Below are 17,337 nucleotides of genomic sequence, written 5' to 3' on the forward strand. Positions count from 1 at the left end.
AGAAGTGGCATAAGAAAACGGCTCCCTGTTATGGAAGCCGTTATAGTGCCGCAGATTAAGGATCGGTCAACCGATCCTTAACTGATCGACATTGCCGCATTATGCGGGCTTTTTTTATTTTCACTGTTACGGCGCTTCTTGCAGCGCCATACGCACAAATCCGTTGTTTTGCGCCAGCAGTTCATGTGCTTTCCATGCATCCAAACCGGTCAAAACCATCAGAACCGCCGTTTTACAATTATGATCGCAGCTTTCCAGCGCCGCTTTTGCCGCCGCTCGCGTGCAGTTCCCTGCGGCCATCACGATAGCAATTTGCCGTTCTATCATATGCATATTGGTCCCACGGATATCCACGCGCATATTGCTATATACACGCCCACTGCGGATAGCCAGCGCGGTCGTCAGCATCGACAGCACCATTTTCTGCGCGGCAATCGCCTTCGGATTACCATAACCGGCAACGGCTTCGGGTCCGGTTTGTGGCGCAATAACGATATCGGCGAGTTCCGTCGCTTCGCTCACCGCATACCGAGTAATCACCGCACGCGGTGCGCCCAATGACCAGGCGTGACGTAGTGCGCCCCACAGCCACGGAGTTTTCCCTCCAACCGTCAGCGCCACCAGCATATCTTTTTGGCTGAACCCTATTGCCTGAAGATCGAGCACGCCGCGATTATAGTCCTGAGCGGCCTCACTCATGCTGTGCAGCATTGCCAACGCCCCGCCGGCAATCAGCCCCATCAGCGGATGTTTTTCATCCGGCGCATACTCATTCGCGGTAATGATAGCGTTCCGCCCGGAAGCACCCGCACCGGCAAGCACGACGCGACCGCCGCTGCTTAAGGTCGCCACCGCACAGTCAACCAGGCGAGTGATATCATCAAGACAGGAGGAAACTGCTTCAGATATGCATTTATCTTCTTGATTGATAACGCTTAACATATCGCGGGTGGATAATCGGTCAATCTCAGCCGTCGTCGAGCTACGTCGTTCCATGACTGAACCTGCAAGCTTAGTGCTCATAAACGGACTCCTTATTATGGGTTCTTCGGTAATACTAAAGTGTTTTGTATGGATATCTCTGCGAGTGAGGTCACAAAGAGGCGTTAGTTTTTGTAAGGGAGTGACCGCTTTATGTATTGAGTGACATCGGCGATAATGTGTTTTTGCTATTGATAAGTGAAGGTTTTAATGCGCAACAAGCAACAACCTCAGCCCCATCCGAAGCGCCCAATGAAGCTGAGTACGCTGGTCACGCTGATGGTTTGTAGCGTCATTTTCTCCGTATTACTGGTGGTCTACGCCTTCTACTTTATTCAAATAACCAAAGCCACCCGAGCGGGCGTGGAAGATACAGCCTTTGCTATCGCGCGTACCCTGGCCGACTCTCCTGAAATCAAAAGAGGGCTAAGTTTCCCGCCAGACCAGAATATTATTGAGCCTATCGCCACCGCCGTGCAGCAGCGCAACGGCCTGCTTTACGCCGTCGTGACCAATATGGACGGAGTACGATACTCTCACCCGAATACCCGACTTATCGGCCAGCACTTTATCGGTGTCGATCTGCAGCCGGCGTTAAAAGGTCAGGAAAACCTATCGATTAACCACGGCGTATTGGCCGAAGCGCTCCGCGTCTTCACCCCTATCTATAACGACCGCAGCCAGCAAATCGGTGTGGTTATCGTGGGGATTTCTCTGCAAAAGGTCGATGAGCAGCTAAGTCGCGCTCGCTGGAACGCCATCTGGTTCGTGTTGTTTAGCGCAATCGTCGGGACGCTGGGCATCTGGGGGCTGGTGCGAGTGCTGAAAAACATTCTCTTTGGCCTGGAGCCGCATGAAATCTCCAGCCTGTTTGAACAGCGCCAGGCCATGTTGCAATCGCTGCGTGAAGGGGTAATTGCCGTTGATGATAAGGGCCGGGTGACGTTGATTAACCAGGCAGCACGAGAGTTTCTCTTTTCGGCCGACGACGCCGCACTGGGTGCCGCTCAACGCGCCCCGCTGCTGGCAAACCTCAAAGACGTGCTGACCAGCGGCAGCGCCATTGAGGATCGCGAGATTGGCTGCAACGGTCGCCTGTTGCTGTGCAATACCGTTCCAGTATTGAATAACAAACGGATAATTGGCGCTATCAGCACCTTCCGCGATAAAACAGAAATCAGCCAGTTGATGCAACGAATGGACGGCCTGGTAAACTATGTCGATGCCCTGCGCAGCCATTCTCACGAGTTTATGAATAAGCTGCACGTAATCCTCGGGTTACTGCATATGAAGCGCTATGACAAACTCGAAGAGTACATTCTGCAAACCGCCCAGAACTATCAGGCGGACATTGGCGCACTCCAGCATAAGATTAAATCGCCGATTATCGCCGGGTTTCTGCTGGGAAAAATCAACCGCGCGGGCTCTCTCGGCGTTAACCTGACGCTGGCTGAGGAGAGTCTTATCCCCGACAATCCGAATGAAGCGCAGGTTGCGGTGCTGGTCACTGTGCTCGGTAATTTGATTGAGAATGCGCTGGATGCCATGACGGCCCAGGGAGAAGGTGAAATTAGTCTGTTGCTGCATTATCAAAATGGCTGGTTAAGCGGCGAAGTCAGCGATGACGGCCCCGGTATCGAAGCGCAGCAAATAGACGCTATCTTTAATAAAGGCTTTTCAACCAAAGGCGAAAACCGAGGCGTGGGTTTATTCCTGGCCCGCCAACAAACGGAGAACCTTGGCGGCACCCTTTCCGTCGAGTCAGAGCCGGGCGTTTTTACACAATTTTTTGTTCATATTCCCTGGGATTCGAGAGGAACAACGCGTGATTAATGTTTTGATTGTCGATGATGATGCCATGGTGGCCGACCTTAACCGTTGCTATATCGAGCGAGTTGACGGTTTCGCCTGCATCGGAATTGCCTCGACGCTGCAACAGGCTAAAGACAACGTTCTGGATCGCGCCCAACCTATCGATCTGATTTTGTTAGATGTCTATATGCAGCAGGACAGCGGGCTGGATCTGCTTCCGGTCGTGCGCAATTCCGGACGGGCTATCGACGTTATCATGATCTCGTCGGCTTCCGATGCAGCTACCGTGCAGACCTCAATGCGCTATGGTGTCGTTGACTACCTGATAAAGCCGTTCCAGTTCCCCCGGTTTGAAGAGGCGCTGCTGAGCTGGCGTGAGAAGAAACAACTGATGGGCAGTCACTCTTACTACGAGCAGGCTGATGTTGACCGGTTGATACACGGTGGGACCCCGGAACTGGCCGATACCAAGCGCCTGCCAAAGGGGTTAACACCGCAAACGCTACGCACGCTATGCCAGTGGATAGACGCCCATCCGGATACAGAATTCTCCACCGACGATCTGGCGCAGGCGGTGAATATCTCCCGCGTATCATGCCGCAAATATCTGATCTGGCTGGCGCAGGTGAATATTCTGTTCACCAGTATTCACTATGGTGCTACCGGCCGACCGGTCTATCGCTACCGCCTGCTGCCTGAACAGTACGGCCTGCTTAAACAGTACTGCCAGTAAGGCGATAGTTATTATCCAGCAGGGTAAAGCGATAGTGGTGGCTCGATGACAACACCACCTCTTTCGCTTTGGTGACGAAAATGGCCTCAATATCCGGGCGAGCTCGCAGCGCAGCGCAGCCCTTTTCCACCCCCATGCCGTACATCAGCGTGGTCCAGATATCACCGTCAATCGAGTCTTCGCTGATGATCGTCACACTGTCCAGTTCATTATTCAGCGGGTAGCCGGTGCGAGGATCAAGGATATGGTGATAAATCTGACCATTGTGCTCAAAAAATCGCTCATACACGCCAGAAGTCACCACCGACTTATTGGCGATATCCAGCGTACCAATCATCGCTCCGGAAGTTGAAAATGGTTTTTTCAGGCCAATAGACCAACCGCCTTCCGGTGTTCCCAGCGTCTGCACGTTTCCCCCGAGGTTAATCAGCCCCTGCACGACCCCTTCTTTGCGCAGAAAATCCCGCACCCGGTCGGCGATATAGCCTTTGGCAATGGCGCCAAGGTCGATCTCCACTCCGGGCTGAGTCAGGTATACGCTCTGTTCAGCGTCGTTAAGCAAAACCTGTTCTGGGTTAGTCAACGCCAGCAGACGGACAATATCCTCCATGGGAGGCACGGTATCGCCGCGAAAGCCAATACGCCAGCGCTTAACCAATGGGCCGATAGCCAGGTTAAAAGCGCTATCGGGTAGCATACTCGCCGCTTTCGCGCATTTGATTAAGGCGTAAACCGGGCCGCTGACGCTGACCGGATGTTGGCCTGCGGCATGGTTGATATCCATAACCTGCGACTGGGCGCGGTTAACGGTGAGCAGGTCTTCATACTGTTTGATAAGGCGGAAAACGCGAGCGGCGAGCGCTTCGTCGTGGGAAAAAAGCTTGAGCAGGATGGGGGAGCCCATCAGGACGGCGGAATAACTGTAAACCCTGGTAGTGTCTGACATTCAATTCCCCTTTCGATTGATGGTAATAACCCGGCATCGCGAACGAAGCCGGGTTACGGGGCTTAATTATGCTGATTCAAGCATGGCCCAGGGTGTCTGCTGTGCACGCTGCGCAGCCTGATGACCGGCAAGCGTACCAAAGATAATGATATCTGCCACGGCATTCCCGCCAATGCGGTTTCCACCGTGGATCCCCCCAACGACTTCACCCGCCGCGTAGACTCCAGGGATCGCCTGTTTCTGCGCGTTGAGAACACAAGTTTCAGTATTGATCGTCACGCCCCCCATCGTATGGTGAACGCCTGGCGCAATCTGAATGGCGTGGTACGGGCCTTCATTAAGCGGTGCGCGCAGCGCGGTTTTACGACCAAATTCTGTATCGTCCTGTTTTTCCACCGCCTCATTGTAACGGGCAAGCGTCGCCAGGAAGGCTGATTCATCCAGGCCCAACTTCGCGGCCAGCTCACTCGGCGTGCTGGCGCTAGTCACCAGACCTTTTGCAATGTATTCATCTGCCGCTTTGTTTTTAGTGCGTACATGTTCATCAAACACGATGTAAGCATAGTGCTCCGGCAGAGCAATGATCGCCGCCGACACTTTGTCGCGGGTATCCATTTCATTGAAGAAGCGCTTACCGCTCTGGCTCACCAGAATCGCCCCGCCGCCGCGAATAGATTCGGACACCAGATAAGATGTTTTCTGCTCTACCGTCGGGTGAATCTGAATTTCGCCCATATCCACCGTGCCCGCACCGATACGCTCCAACAGTGCGATACCGCCGCCGGTAGCGCCTTTGTGGTTGGTGGTGACAAAGCCAGCGAGGTCTGGGCGATATTTCACTACCATCTCACTGTTGGCACTAAAGCCACCGGTTGCCACGATGATGCTGCGAGTCTGAACGGTCAGGGTCTCTTGCTCATCGGTCAGCAGACGAACGGCGGAAACTTCGCCACCCTCCATCACAATATCGACCACGGAGGTGTCGAGCATGACATCAATCTGACGTTTTGTGACGTTACGCACGAGACCGCTAATCAGGTAGCCGCCCACCGCAGAACCATCTTTTGGACGGTGCGTACGGTCAATACTCATCCCACCGGTGGTGGTAATGTCGTTGAGCATAATGCCGCGGTCAGCCAGCCATTCGATGGCCTGCGGTGCAGTTTCCACAAAACGACGCAGCAGCGCTGGGTTGTTTTTGTTGTGGCCACCTTTGAGCGTTTCGGCATAAAACAGCTCTTTGCTGTCCTGAATACCTTTTACCCGCTGGAAGCGCGTTTCAGCAGCATTCATCCCGGCAGAGGCTTTAATCGTGTTACCGCCGATGGTCGGCATTTTTTCAACGATCAATACACGAGCACCGTCGTCGTGCGCCTGAATTGCGGCCGCCAGACCGGCACCACCGCTGCCCACCACCACCACGTCATAGGCCTGAGGAGCTGACGCTTCGCTACCCTCTTCTGCCTGCAGCGCTTTGCTGGATTTAACCATTGCTTTCGAGACGGCTTTTTTCACCGCTTCACTCTGGCTGGTCGCCCCGGAAATGGCATCAACGTGCGGGGTGTTAGCATCAAGAATACGTGAACGAATCTCTTCGAAGCTGGTGACAAACTCGACGTCCTGATCGACACCGCCGGTCAGTTCAATATCGGCAATACGGTCGGTTTCGAGACTAACGTTAATGACCAGCTCGCCCGCTTCGTCCTGTACCTTCTCGATAAACACGCCCGGCTTAAATTTCGACACGGTCATGCTCATGTCGCGAATCATCGCTTCCACCAGCGAGAAGCGCCACAGTGGTTCGGGGATATTCAGCGCTTCACGTTGGGTACTGTCGATAAACAGGTCCAGCGTTTGATCGTCGGCAATACGCTCGGCCCAGTCAGGATAAGCAATACAGGCGCGACCAACGGCAACCAGGTCGTAGCCATGTGCCATGGCGGTATCGACATCGCTTTCATTCACCACGCCGCCCACGCCCATCACCGGCACCTGCGCAAGCGTTTCAGAACGCATCGCCACATATTTTTCAATCAGTGGAGTAGGATCGGTCGTTTCAACGATCGATGGACGCAGCGTTGCGCCGACGGAGAAGTGCAGATAGTCCAGCCCGCGTGCAGCCAGTTTTTCCAGCAGATACAGCGTGTCGTCAAAGCGGATGCCCGGGACTTCCATCTCTTCCGGCGAGAAACGATAGCCGATAATGAAGGCATCATCCGCGTACTGGCGTACCATTTTGTGGGTGATTTCCAGTACCGCTAATGGGAATTTCGCGCGGTTGTCGCGGCTGCCGCCCCACTCGTCATCACGCTGATTTGAGTTCGGGGAGTAAAACTGTTGGATTAGATAGGTATTTGCGCCGTGGATTTCCACACCGTCAAAGCCCGCTTGAATGGCACGACGGACGGCGTCGCCAAACTTGCCGACCATACCTTCCACTTCCTGAGCAGTAAGCGCGGCTGGCGTAGCTGCGCCATCACGCGGCGCGGCAACGGCGCTTGGCCCAACCGGTGTACGGCCACCGATAAGTTTAGGATCGACCATGCGGCCGCCATGGTAAATCTGCAGCAGCGCTTTTGAACCTTTGGATTTAATGGCGTCGGCGATTTTCGCCAGACCGGCGATTTTATCATCGCTGTCGATACCCAGTGCGCCCGGGAATGCCAGACCTAAATCATCAACAAAGCAACATTCAACGATGATAGTGCCGATGCTCCCGGCACGCGCACGGTAGTACTCCACCAGCTCGCTGCTGACGGAACCGTCGTAATAACCCGCACATGTCGTCATTGGCGCCATAAACAAACGGTTTTTGAGCTCGGTGCCATTGGGTAATGTGAAGGAGCTGAATACGCGATGATCAGTTTTCATAATAGTTACTCCAAACTTTAAAAATTAAATTTAAGAATTCGGGATCGGGCTGCGTTTGAGTTATTTGTTATGCCGATATCATGCTATTAATATATCGATTTTTTTAGTTACCAAAGTCATTACGTTAGTTATAAAACTATTTAATCCCATTAATAACACTCATACCTCCATAGCGTTATTAATTAACTTATCTTTATTCACAATTATTTAATATAAAGCAATCTATTTGCAACCTTATCTCAAGTGGTAAAACCAGTTAAAGTAAAAAATTAAATTTAATACAATCAATGCGTTAAATATAAAAACATCGTTATAAAAAGGCGCAAAATAGACCATTTAATAAACTTATGACTCATAATAACCCCATAATCCAATAGGGTTAATCGGCTATGTTTAAAAATAACACCACATCTGAATTTTTTTGATCGTGATCAATTGCATTGGCTTCTAAAAGCGCATTATATGAATATAAGATTTTTTCTAATTAGCGCTAAATAAAATAGCGCTGATAGCTTTTACAAAAAATTGCCAGCTTCACTTTTGAAATCTAAATAAAGTAAAAAAACTAAAAAAAGCAGAGCGGCGATTTTAGCAAACCGAATTATTAACTACTTATAGAAGCGTAATATGAACGAGAAATCTGCGACATCGCACTCGCCGACTCCGGTGAGCAAACCGAAGGATGGTAAGAAAAACCGCCTTCTCATGATGGCACTGCCCGTTATCGTTGCCGTGCTGTTACTTTTTGTTCCGGTACCTGACGGGCTTCCTCCTTACGCATGGCACTACTTCGCCATCTTTGTCGGCGTCATTGTCGGTCTCATTTTCGAACCTTTGCCTGGCGCCGTTATCGGTCTGACCGGCGTTATCGCCATTGCCCTGTGCAGCCAATGGGTGCTGTTCAGCCCTGAACAACTGGCTGATGAAAAATTCAAGCTGGCGGGTGCTTCCTTTAAATGGGCGGTCAGCGGCTTCGGTAACTCCACCGTCTGGCTAATCTTCGGCGCCTTTATGTTTGCCGCCGGTTATGACAAAACTCGTTTTGGCCGCCGCCTGGCCTTAATCCTGGTGAAATATCTGGGCCGTCGCAGCCTGACGCTGGGTTACGCGATTACCCTCGCCGACCTGCTGCTGGCACCGTTCACGCCGTCCAACACCGCGCGTAGCGGCGGGACTATCTACCCAATCATTGCCAACCTGCCGCCGCTGTACGGTTCAAAACCGAACGATCCTAGCGCACGTAAAATTGGTTCATATCTGATGTGGGTGGCCATTACCGCCGCCTGTATCACCAGCTCAATGTTCCTCTCCGCCCTCGCCCCTAACCTGCTGGCGCTGGCGCTGGTGAAAAGCATCGTTGGCCTCAACATCTCCTGGGGCACCTGGTTTATCGCCTTCCTGCCAATGGGTGTGCTGTTGATTCTTGCTATGCCGCTGCTGGCTTACTGGTTATATCCACCGGAAGTGAAAGTGAACGACGAAGTGCCGCTGTGGGCCGCGCGTGAACTGGAAAAACTGGGCAAACTGTCGCGTAACGAAATCCTGCTGCTGATCTTCGTCTGCTGCGCGCTGATGATGTGGATCTTCGCTGCCGCCTGGATTGAACCAGCAATGGCCGCACTGCTGATAATCGGCCTGATGCTGTGGACCGGCGTACTGGAATGGAACGACATCACCGGCAACAAAGCGGCATGGAACACCTTCGTGTGGTTTGCCACCCTGGTTGCACTGGCCGACGGCCTCTCCTCTACCGGCTTTATCGGCTGGCTGGGTAAAGAAGGCGGACTGCTGATGAGCGGTATCTCTCCGGGCGTGGCGACTATCGTACTGCTACTGGCGTTCTATCTGCTGCACTATCTGTTTGCCAGCACCACCGCGCACACCACCGCGCTGCTGCCAGCGATGCTGACCATCGCCTCTACCATTCCGGGCATGAACATGAACGTCTTCGTGCTGTTGATGGTGACTTCGCTGGGTATCATGGGGATCATCACCCCGTACGGTACCGGCCCAAGCCCGATTTACTACGGCAGTGGCTATCTGCCAACCAAAGATTACTGGCGCCTTGGCACCATCTTTGGCGGCATCTTCCTGGCGGTCCTGATATTTATCGGCTACCCGTGGATGTCCATGATGTTCTGATTCATAACCGTCGGAGGGTAACTTCCGGCGGTTTTATTTTTATGGAGTGAAGAGCTATGTCGAATAAACCCTTTTTCTACCAGAACCCCTTCCCACTGGCCCATGATGATACCGAATATTATCTGCTGAGCCGTGAGCACGTCAGCGTGGCGCAGTTTGACGGTCAGGATGTTTTGAAAGTGGAACCTGAAGCACTCACCCTGCTCGCTCAACAGGCGTTCCACGATGCGGCCTTTATGCTGCGTCCTTCCCACCAGAAACAGGTTGCCGCGATCCTCACCGACCCGGAAGCCAGCGAAAATGATAAATACGTCGCGCTGCAGTTCCTGCGTAACTCAGAGATTGCCGCCAAGGGCATTCTGCCAACCTGCCAGGATACCGGCACCGCAATTATCATGGGTAAAAAAGGCCAGCGAGTCTGGACCGGCGGCGGCGATGAAGCTGCACTGTCTCAAGGGGTCTACAACACCTATATCTCCGACAACCTGCGCTACTCGCAGAATGCCGCGCTGGATATGTATAAAGAGGTCAACACCGGCACCAACCTGCCAGCGCAGATCGACCTGTATAGCGTGGACGGCGACGAATACAAATTCCTGTGCATCGCCAAAGGCGGCGGTTCGGCCAACAAAACCTATCTGTATCAGGAAACCAAAGCGCTGATCACCCCGGCCAAATTGAAAAACTATCTGGTCGAAAAAATGCGCACGCTCGGCACCGCAGCCTGCCCTCCGTATCACATTGCTTTTGTTATCGGCGGCACCTCAGCGGAAGTGACACTGAAAACAGTGAAATTGGCCTCGACCCGTTACTACGATGGTCTGCCAACGGAAGGTAACGAGCACGGTCAGGCATTCCGTGACGTGAATCTGGAACAAGAACTGATGACCGAGGCGCAAAATCTTGGCCTCGGCGCACAGTTTGGCGGGAAGTACTTTGCCCACGATATTCGCGTCATTCGTCTGCCGCGCCACGGCGCGTCTTGCCCAATCGGCATGGGGGTTTCCTGCTCCGCTGACCGTAATATCAAGGCCAAAATTAACCGCGACGGTATTTGGATCGAGAAGCTCGAACACAACCCAGCGCAGTACATTCCACAAGAACTGCGTCAGCAAGGCGAAGGGAATGCGGTCAGCATCAACCTTAACCAGCCAATGAGCGATATTTTAGCTCAGCTTTCGGCGCATCCGGTTTCAACCCGCCTGTCGCTGAACGGTACGATTATTGTTGCCCGCGATATTGCCCACGCCAAGCTTAAAGAACTCATCGATAACGGTGAGGAATTACCGCAGTACGTCAAAGATCATCCGATCTATTATGCGGGACCGGCCAAAACACCTGAAGGTTACGCCTCAGGTTCATTAGGCCCAACCACCGCAGGCCGTATGGACTCATACGTTGATTTGCTCCAGTCGCACGGCGCAAGCATGGTGATGCTGGCCAAAGGCAACCGCAGCCAGCAAGTCACCGACGCATGCCATAAGCACGGTGGATTCTACCTCGGCAGCATCGGCGGCCCGGCGGCGGTACTGGCACAATCCAGTATTAAGAGTCTGGAATGCGTGGCCTACCCAGAACTGGGGATGGAAGCTATCTGGAAAATCGAAGTCGAAAACTTCCCGGCATTTGTGCTGGTAGATGATAAAGGCAACGATTTCTTCCAGCAGATTCAGAATACGCAGTGTGCGGGTTGTACTAAGCGCTAAGCTAGCAATGGGTCTGCAATAATAATTTATAAGCCAGCATAGCATTTATGCTGGCTTTTTTACCCTCTCCCTATGTAAAAAATCATGACCAATAACTTCAATTAATCTCTGAACGAAATCATATATTTCATAAGAATATTCCAATTTTGGACAGTAAATACATCTGGTAATTTGCCAGAAAGATCAATCCGCTTTAAACATTCAATTATTGTTCACTTAATGATCGTTAACATTCATCGCAATGATCATTCCCTACCTACCTATTTTATTGTCCATAGCCAGTTCGTGATTTAATTCAAAAAATAGAGTTAAAATCACATTACACTTATTGAATTAAGGATTTCCTTATTTCCAATAGTATGAGCGCGGTCATTCCTCAGAATAATTTATTAAGGATTTTCACGATGCGCCATACAGCTCGATTGACACTGCTTTCACAGTGCATTCTTCTGTCTTTCACGGCTATTTCAGGCAGTGCGCTAGCCTCTCAAACGGACCCTTGCACCAGCACGTCCACAGCAACTTGCGGTTTTCAAACCACCACCAGTCCCGGCCCAGATAACCAATCGGTCGTCATGTTCGTTAATGACAACGGCTCTGCGATTATGAGTGATGCGCAGAATAGCAATGCCCTTTATCTTTGGGATCAGACTGCGGGGAACACGCAATCCTTAACGGTAAACGGCACCGACATGTCCGGGACGTATATTCAGGCGGGGTTAATCGGCACCAAGAACGTGACCCTCAATGACGCCACCACCGACATGATTGAAGGCGGTAAAAAAGATGAAGGTGACGCCACAAATATTAACTTCGTGGTGAATCACTCTACGCTTAATGGTGAAGACGACGCCTCCGCTTATGGTTATGAGGGCACGGCTGGCAATAAATCCTATATGGACGGCGCTACCATATATATCGACTCCGGTGCGAACATTGGCACAAACAAAATCGCCATCGAAAATAATAGCACCTTAAATGGTGCTATCTACGCAGAGACCGGCGGCGATAATAATATCTCTATTTCCGGTAACAGCACCGTTAACGGAGCTATTTATACGACGAGCGCGGCGGGCAATAACAGTATTGCAGTAACCGATAGCACCATCATCGGCGAAGCGGGTGATAGCACTTTACTGAGCAAGTTCGAAGACAGCTACGCCACTAACGATAATGCAGCCGATATTAACGCTCTGCTTGACGGCAAAATCATCGCCATGGCTGCCTATGGGACCCAGTCCTCATCTATCGCGCTAAGCAACAGCGCTATCACCGGCGATATTGCAATGGTGGGTGACGGGACTACCGCATCGTCTACCGCCAGTCTGAGCCTTAATGACAACACCACCCTCACCGGCGATATTATTCTCGCAGACCACAGTGCCGCCACGGTGTCATTGAGTGATAGCACCGTAACGGGAGATATTGATGCCACCAATGAAGGTAATACCGCAATCGTACTGAGCAATGCTACCGTAGACGGCAGCATTACCACCGGCGCGGGCGATGATAACCTGACGCTGGCCAATAACTCAGAGGTTACGGGGAATGTTGATGGCGGCGCTGGCACCAACTCGCTGTCGCTGGATAGCGGTAGTTCCATTGATGGCAGCATCAACAACTTCGATACCATCAATATGGCGGGTAACAACAACGTTGACGTCAATACCATTGATGATGGTACAACCTTAAACGTCGACGATAATTCAACGCTGGACGTGAAATATACCACCGGCAGCGACGTTCAGGTCAATATGTCCAGCGACAGCCAGGCACACCTGGGAGTCGTAAACGCCGATGCCGGTAACACATTAGTCGTCACCAACACGGCACTCAGCACCGCCAACCAGCAAGATGTTGAAGTCGCCTCCTTCACCACCACGGATGATACGCCCTCTGACGCGGTCTCCGTCGAATTCAGCAACGGCTCCCAGCAGGTCGAAAGCCGTAATGGCGCCTACAACTACGATGACAGTCTGAGCGTACAGGAACAAGCAACTGCGGATAACCTGCAGGCGTCCGGCGTAACCACCTCCAGCGTGCTTTTCAGTAGCTCCCGCCGCGATCTTGCCAGCGATGTACAAGGCATGATTGCCGGTCTGGATGCGGCAAAACAAGCAGGCCGCATGATCACCGACGATCTGGCGAACCGCTTAACTCAGGTACATCTGCAAAACCTGCTCGGTCACGGCGTAGACGGCGCACAGTTGTGGGGCGATTTCCTCTACCAGAACGGTGACTATAGCGAGGACGTCGATTACAAAGATGTCACTCAAGGGGTTCAGGGCGGCGTTGACTGGACATCACATTTGAATAACGGCGATAGCCTGACCGGCGGTATCGCGCTGGGCTGGACTCGCAGCCGCGATCGCAGCACTAACGGCGGCAGCAACAACTTTAGCGACAGCGTATACGGCAACTACTACAGCGTTTACGGCGGCTGGCAGCAGTCCTTACACAACAATCTGTGGGGGATGTTCGTCGACGGTAGCTTCAGCTATGGAGATATGCGCTACTCCACCACGGCCAACAACGTTAGCAACAGTACCACGGGGATGTCGCAGGCACTGGATGGTTCTTCTGATGGCAATCTGTACACCACTCAGGGTCGCGTTGGTGTTAACGTCCTGCTGCCAGCAGAAACCGTGCTTCAACCCTATGCGACCATTGGCTGGGATAAGGCGCAGGAAAACGGCTTCTCTGACCAGGAGATTACCTTTGGCGATAGCCAGGTTTCAGAGTACAACGCCGGCGTGGGGATGCGCATCACCACCAAACTGGCCGATCTGAATAAAGACGTTGAGCTGTATCCATGGCTGGATGCACGTTATCAGACCGAGTTTAGTGATAATACCGATATTAAAGCGGCTGATTATCACAACACCAACGGCCACGATACGAAGATGGGGATCTTCGGTGCGGGTATTAATACCAACATCGGCAAAGATTTTTCCCTTAACACCGGCGTGTACTTCGGTACCGGCGATGTCGATAACGATGCCAGCGTACAGGCAGGTATGAGCTACCACTTCAAATAAACACAATGGCCCTGGACTAGCAGGGCCATTTTTTAAAAAATATATTCCACCATTGTTTGAATCAGATTATTCCGAGCATCATCGTTTTCTTTTTAATAATACTCACCCACTCCTCCCCATAAATTCAGGTAGTTCATCGTGAATTATAATGCCGATATACTCCCTCTTGTAGTTCTCTGGTCACAACAACTCTAACAAAATGATTTATAAAGGTTATTAAAAGTGAAAAAGCTATCCCTGGCAGTTTTAGTCATTGCAGGTTTAACAAGTGGAATGGCGTTTGCAGATAATCAGAGCGTTTCCATAGGTTATGCGCAAAGCAAAGTTCAGGACTTTAAAAATATTCGCGGCGTAAACCTACAATATCGCTATGAATTTGATTCTCCATTAAGCGTAGTAGGTTCATTCACCTATATGAGCGGTAGCGAAGACCGTAATTATTTTGTTGATTCCGATGCGGTTAATACCAATATCGACGTCAAATACTACTCACTGATGGCAGGCCCTGCCTATCGCATTAACGACTATGTTTCGCTATATGCACTGGGTGGCGCTGCGCGCACCAAGGCCGATGCGGATGTGAAATGGCTCAACGCGGGTACTAACGACATTATGCGTGCGAGCGAATCCTATAAATCGACTTCTTTCGCCTACGGCGCAGGCATCATCATCAACCCAATCGAGAACCTGACCGTCAACGTCGGTTACGAAGGGACAACCGCCGATCTGGACGACAACTACAGCATTAACGGCTTCAACATTGGCGTCGGCTACCGCTTCTAATTGTTCCCTGTTAACGGTTTCTTTCTCCGACGAGAGAAACCGTTAATAATTTACTAAACAGTTACCCCGCCTTTCCACGCTAAATAGCCATCAATTATCGCTATTTTCATCACACTTTCCGATCTCAACTCATATGTATAGTAAACAAAAGGCATAAGCTGCTCTCAGGATAGAACTGTTAACCGGGAGACAACCATGCAATTAGGCCTCGATATTGGCGGTACTAAAATTGAAGCCGTCGTACTCAACGATGACGGAGAGACCGTTTATCGCCAGCGCTATACCACACCAAAACAGCGGTATGATTTGTTTTTTCAGGCCGTTATTGATGCCATTACCCACGCCAGAGAAGCCACGACGCACGATCTCACCATTGGTCTTGGGATCCCCGGAGCCGCCGGCAGAGATGGGCTTATCAAGAACTCCAATATTCTGGTTCTCAACCAACAGCCCTTTGTACAACAGCTTGAACAGCACTTTGCTATGCCGATTCCAGTGACCAATGATGCCAACTGCTTTACCCTCTCCGAGGCAATCGACGGCGGCGGTAAAGGCTATGGTGTCGTTTTTGGCGTGATCCTCGGCACCGGATGCGGCGGCGGACTGTGCGTGAGTAATCGGCTGATTACTGGCCCCAACGCCTGTGCCGGTGAATGGGGGCACAATGCCCTCCCCCACTACCGGGTGGATCTAGACGGCGCGTCGGCGCAGTGCTACTGCGGTCAGATGAACTGCATTGAAAGCTTTATCTCCGGCAGCGGGCTGGAGCGGCAGTATTTCCAGAAATTTAGTGAACATGTTAGGGTTCCGCGCATTATTGAGCAGCTGAATGTAGGTAATCCACAGGCAGCGCAGATGTGGGATCTTTATCGGGATCAGCTGGCGCGCGCGCTGGCAGGCGTGGTTAACATGCTCGATCCTGATGTCATCGTGTTGGGTGGCGGCGTATCAAACATTGAACAGCTGTATCCTGATCTGCAGGAGCGTATTGCGCAGTATGTGTTTGGTAAACAGTGCTGTACTCCCGTCGTTCAGGCTCGTCACGGCGACAGCAGCGGTGTGCGTGGCGCAGCCTGGCTTGGTGCCCAGCGTTAATCGTAGTCCGGGGAAATAAATGACTAAAGCAGTCCGAATCAGAGATATCGCCGCAGCCTGCGGCGTATCGCCCGGTGCGGTGTCTCGTGCCCTCAAGGGCCAACCGGGCCTGCGGGAAGAGACCCGCCTGCGCATCATTGCCGTCGCCGAGCAGCAAGGATATGACTTCTCCCGGTTGCGCAGCGATAAAATCAAACGCGTGCTCTTCTTGCTGCATCGTCAGCATAATATCAGCCGCGCAATGCCATTCTACTCGCCGCTGTTTTTAGGTCTCGAATCATCCTGCCGCGAGCAGGGCATCGCACTGAGCTTTTTATCTATCGGCCCCGGCGATGTGGTTGCCGACCAGGTGATGCTGCATCAGCCCGATGCGCTTATCTGCGCGGGCTTCTTTGAGCCTGAACTGCTGGCGCTCCTCGAACAGCTCAAGCTACCGATGGCGCTTATCGATCTGTGGGCCCCCGGTCTACCGTGCATTAACCCGGACAACTTACAGGGCGGTTATCTGGCCACTCGCCATTTGCTGGAACAGGGCCGGACGCGTATTGCTTTTCTCGCCAGCACCCTCTCTCATTACAGCATCCATCAGCGTGAAAAAGGCTACCGTAAGGCGCTCTATGAGGCCAGGTTGCTCATGCCGCCGGAATATGAGGCCATCGCGACTCCTCAACTGGACACCGAACGCTCGTTGCTACAGGCGGTGAATGAACTGCTTGAACTTGCACAACCGCCAGATGCCATATTTGCCTACAACGACGCCACCGCCTTGCTGGTATTGCAGGCCTGCACTCAACGCGGGTTACGGGTTCCGGAGGATATTGCGATTGTTGGGTTCGATGATATTGAAACGGCGGCCTGGTCACAGCCGGCGTTAACCACCATTGCGGTTGATAAAGAGAGATTGGGACGCGAAGCGCTGGCCCTGCTGCTCGCCGGGGAAGCACCGGTAAGTACATTGCTACCGGTAGAATTGGTGATTCGTGGCAGCTCGGTTCTCTGCGCATAACCCCGTCGCTGCTGCTAAACCAACTTGTCCGTACGACGCTGCTCCTATACGCGTCGCGCGGATAAGCATCCCAACACAACGCCTTACCGTCCAGAATAGCCAGGCAAACTTTTTCATGCCGCAGTCATATCCCACTAGCCATATTATAAGAGGAAAATCTCGATGCCCTCAGACCTGAATGATTCATTTTCATAAAGAACATAACCCTACCGTAAATTTTCTCT

General features: G+C 52.1%; 11 protein-coding genes. 8 read left to right on the plus strand and 3 right to left on the minus strand.

The window, feature by feature from the left end; all coding sequences use genetic code 11:
- Positions 1-126: 126 nt before the first annotated feature.
- A complete protein-coding gene (locus ABOC97_RS07930; protein ID WP_349596072.1) occupies positions 127-1,023 on the minus strand; it encodes an N-acetylmuramic acid 6-phosphate etherase in 897 nt (298 codons plus the stop codon).
- A 168-nt stretch (positions 1,024-1,191) separates the two neighbouring features.
- Here ABOC97_RS07930 and ABOC97_RS07935 point away from each other — a divergent pair, with 168 nt between their 5' ends.
- Together ABOC97_RS07935 and dcuR are read left to right on the plus strand one after the other, a co-directional pair.
- Entirely contained in the window at positions 1,192-2,814 is a 1,623-nt protein-coding gene (locus ABOC97_RS07935) for a sensor histidine kinase (RefSeq protein WP_349596075.1), read from the plus strand.
- The gene (gene dcuR / locus ABOC97_RS07940; protein ID WP_349596078.1) at positions 2,807-3,526 is read left to right on the plus strand and encodes a two-component system response regulator DcuR; all 720 of its coding nucleotides are present in this window, start codon (positions 2,807-2,809) and stop codon (positions 3,524-3,526) included. The genes ABOC97_RS07935 and dcuR overlap by 8 nt, the downstream gene beginning before the upstream one ends.
- On the opposite strand, the gene ABOC97_RS07945 is transcribed toward dcuR, so the two are convergent.
- Both ABOC97_RS07945 and ABOC97_RS07950 read right to left on the minus strand, forming a co-directional pair.
- Positions 3,507-4,472, minus strand: coding sequence for an FAD:protein FMN transferase (locus tag ABOC97_RS07945; RefSeq protein ID WP_349596081.1), 966 nt, complete (start codon positions 4,470-4,472; stop codon positions 3,507-3,509). The genes dcuR and ABOC97_RS07945 overlap by 20 nt on opposite strands.
- A gap of 66 nt (positions 4,473-4,538) precedes the next feature.
- Positions 4,539-7,343 carry a flavocytochrome c gene (locus ABOC97_RS07950; RefSeq protein WP_349596084.1) on the minus strand — a complete coding sequence of 935 codons (2,805 nt, stop codon included), beginning with the start codon at positions 7,341-7,343 and terminating at the stop codon, positions 4,539-4,541.
- A gap of 627 nt (positions 7,344-7,970) precedes the next feature.
- Here ABOC97_RS07950 and ABOC97_RS07955 point away from each other — a divergent pair.
- From ABOC97_RS07955 to ABOC97_RS07980, 6 genes are all read left to right on the plus strand, one after another.
- Positions 7,971-9,485 carry an anion permease gene (locus ABOC97_RS07955; protein WP_349596086.1) on the plus strand — a complete coding sequence of 505 codons (1,515 nt, stop codon included), beginning with the start codon at positions 7,971-7,973 and terminating at the stop codon, positions 9,483-9,485.
- A 56-nt stretch (positions 9,486-9,541) separates the two neighbouring features.
- Entirely contained in the window at positions 9,542-11,191 is a 1,650-nt protein-coding gene (fumA, locus tag ABOC97_RS07960) for a class I fumarate hydratase FumA (protein WP_349596089.1), read from the plus strand.
- A gap of 605 nt (positions 11,192-11,796) precedes the next feature.
- Positions 11,797-14,229, plus strand: coding sequence for an autotransporter domain-containing protein (locus ABOC97_RS07965; protein ID WP_349596092.1), 2,433 nt, complete (start codon positions 11,797-11,799; stop codon positions 14,227-14,229).
- A gap of 222 nt (positions 14,230-14,451) precedes the next feature.
- Entirely contained in the window at positions 14,452-15,012 is a 561-nt protein-coding gene (locus ABOC97_RS07970) for an Ail/Lom family outer membrane beta-barrel protein (RefSeq protein WP_349596095.1), read from the plus strand.
- Between the two features lie 195 nt (positions 15,013-15,207).
- On the plus strand, positions 15,208-16,107 hold the full coding sequence (locus tag ABOC97_RS07975) for an ROK family protein (protein ID WP_349596098.1): 900 nt from the start codon (positions 15,208-15,210) through the stop codon (positions 16,105-16,107).
- 19 nt (positions 16,108-16,126) lie between these two features.
- The gene (locus tag ABOC97_RS07980) at positions 16,127-17,113 is read left to right on the plus strand and encodes a LacI family DNA-binding transcriptional regulator (protein WP_349596100.1); all 987 of its coding nucleotides are present in this window, start codon (positions 16,127-16,129) and stop codon (positions 17,111-17,113) included.
- Positions 17,114-17,337 lie beyond the last annotated feature (224 nt).

Origin of the sequence: Kluyvera huaxiensis (assembly GCF_040149365.1) — a bacterium.
GTDB classification, from domain to species: domain Bacteria; phylum Pseudomonadota; class Gammaproteobacteria; order Enterobacterales; family Enterobacteriaceae; genus Kluyvera; species Kluyvera intermedia_A.

Coding starts and splice junctions, on each gene's coding strand:
- ABOC97_RS07950 (WP_349596084.1), bottom strand. CDS start 7,343: ATGAAAACTGATCATCGCGTATTCAGCTCCTTCACATTACCCAATGGC.
- ABOC97_RS07955 (WP_349596086.1), top strand. CDS start 7,971: ATGAACGAGAAATCTGCGACATCGCACTCGCCGACTCCGGTGAGCAAA.
- ABOC97_RS07980 (WP_349596100.1), top strand. CDS start 16,127: ATGACTAAAGCAGTCCGAATCAGAGATATCGCCGCAGCCTGCGGCGTA.
- fumA (WP_349596089.1), top strand. CDS start 9,542: ATGTCGAATAAACCCTTTTTCTACCAGAACCCCTTCCCACTGGCCCAT.
- ABOC97_RS07945 (WP_349596081.1), bottom strand. CDS start 4,472: ATGTCAGACACTACCAGGGTTTACAGTTATTCCGCCGTCCTGATGGGC.
- ABOC97_RS07935 (WP_349596075.1), top strand. CDS start 1,192: ATGCGCAACAAGCAACAACCTCAGCCCCATCCGAAGCGCCCAATGAAG.
- ABOC97_RS07930 (WP_349596072.1), bottom strand. CDS start 1,023: ATGAGCACTAAGCTTGCAGGTTCAGTCATGGAACGACGTAGCTCGACG.
- ABOC97_RS07965 (WP_349596092.1), top strand. CDS start 11,797: ATGAGTGATGCGCAGAATAGCAATGCCCTTTATCTTTGGGATCAGACT.
- ABOC97_RS07975 (WP_349596098.1), top strand. CDS start 15,208: ATGCAATTAGGCCTCGATATTGGCGGTACTAAAATTGAAGCCGTCGTA.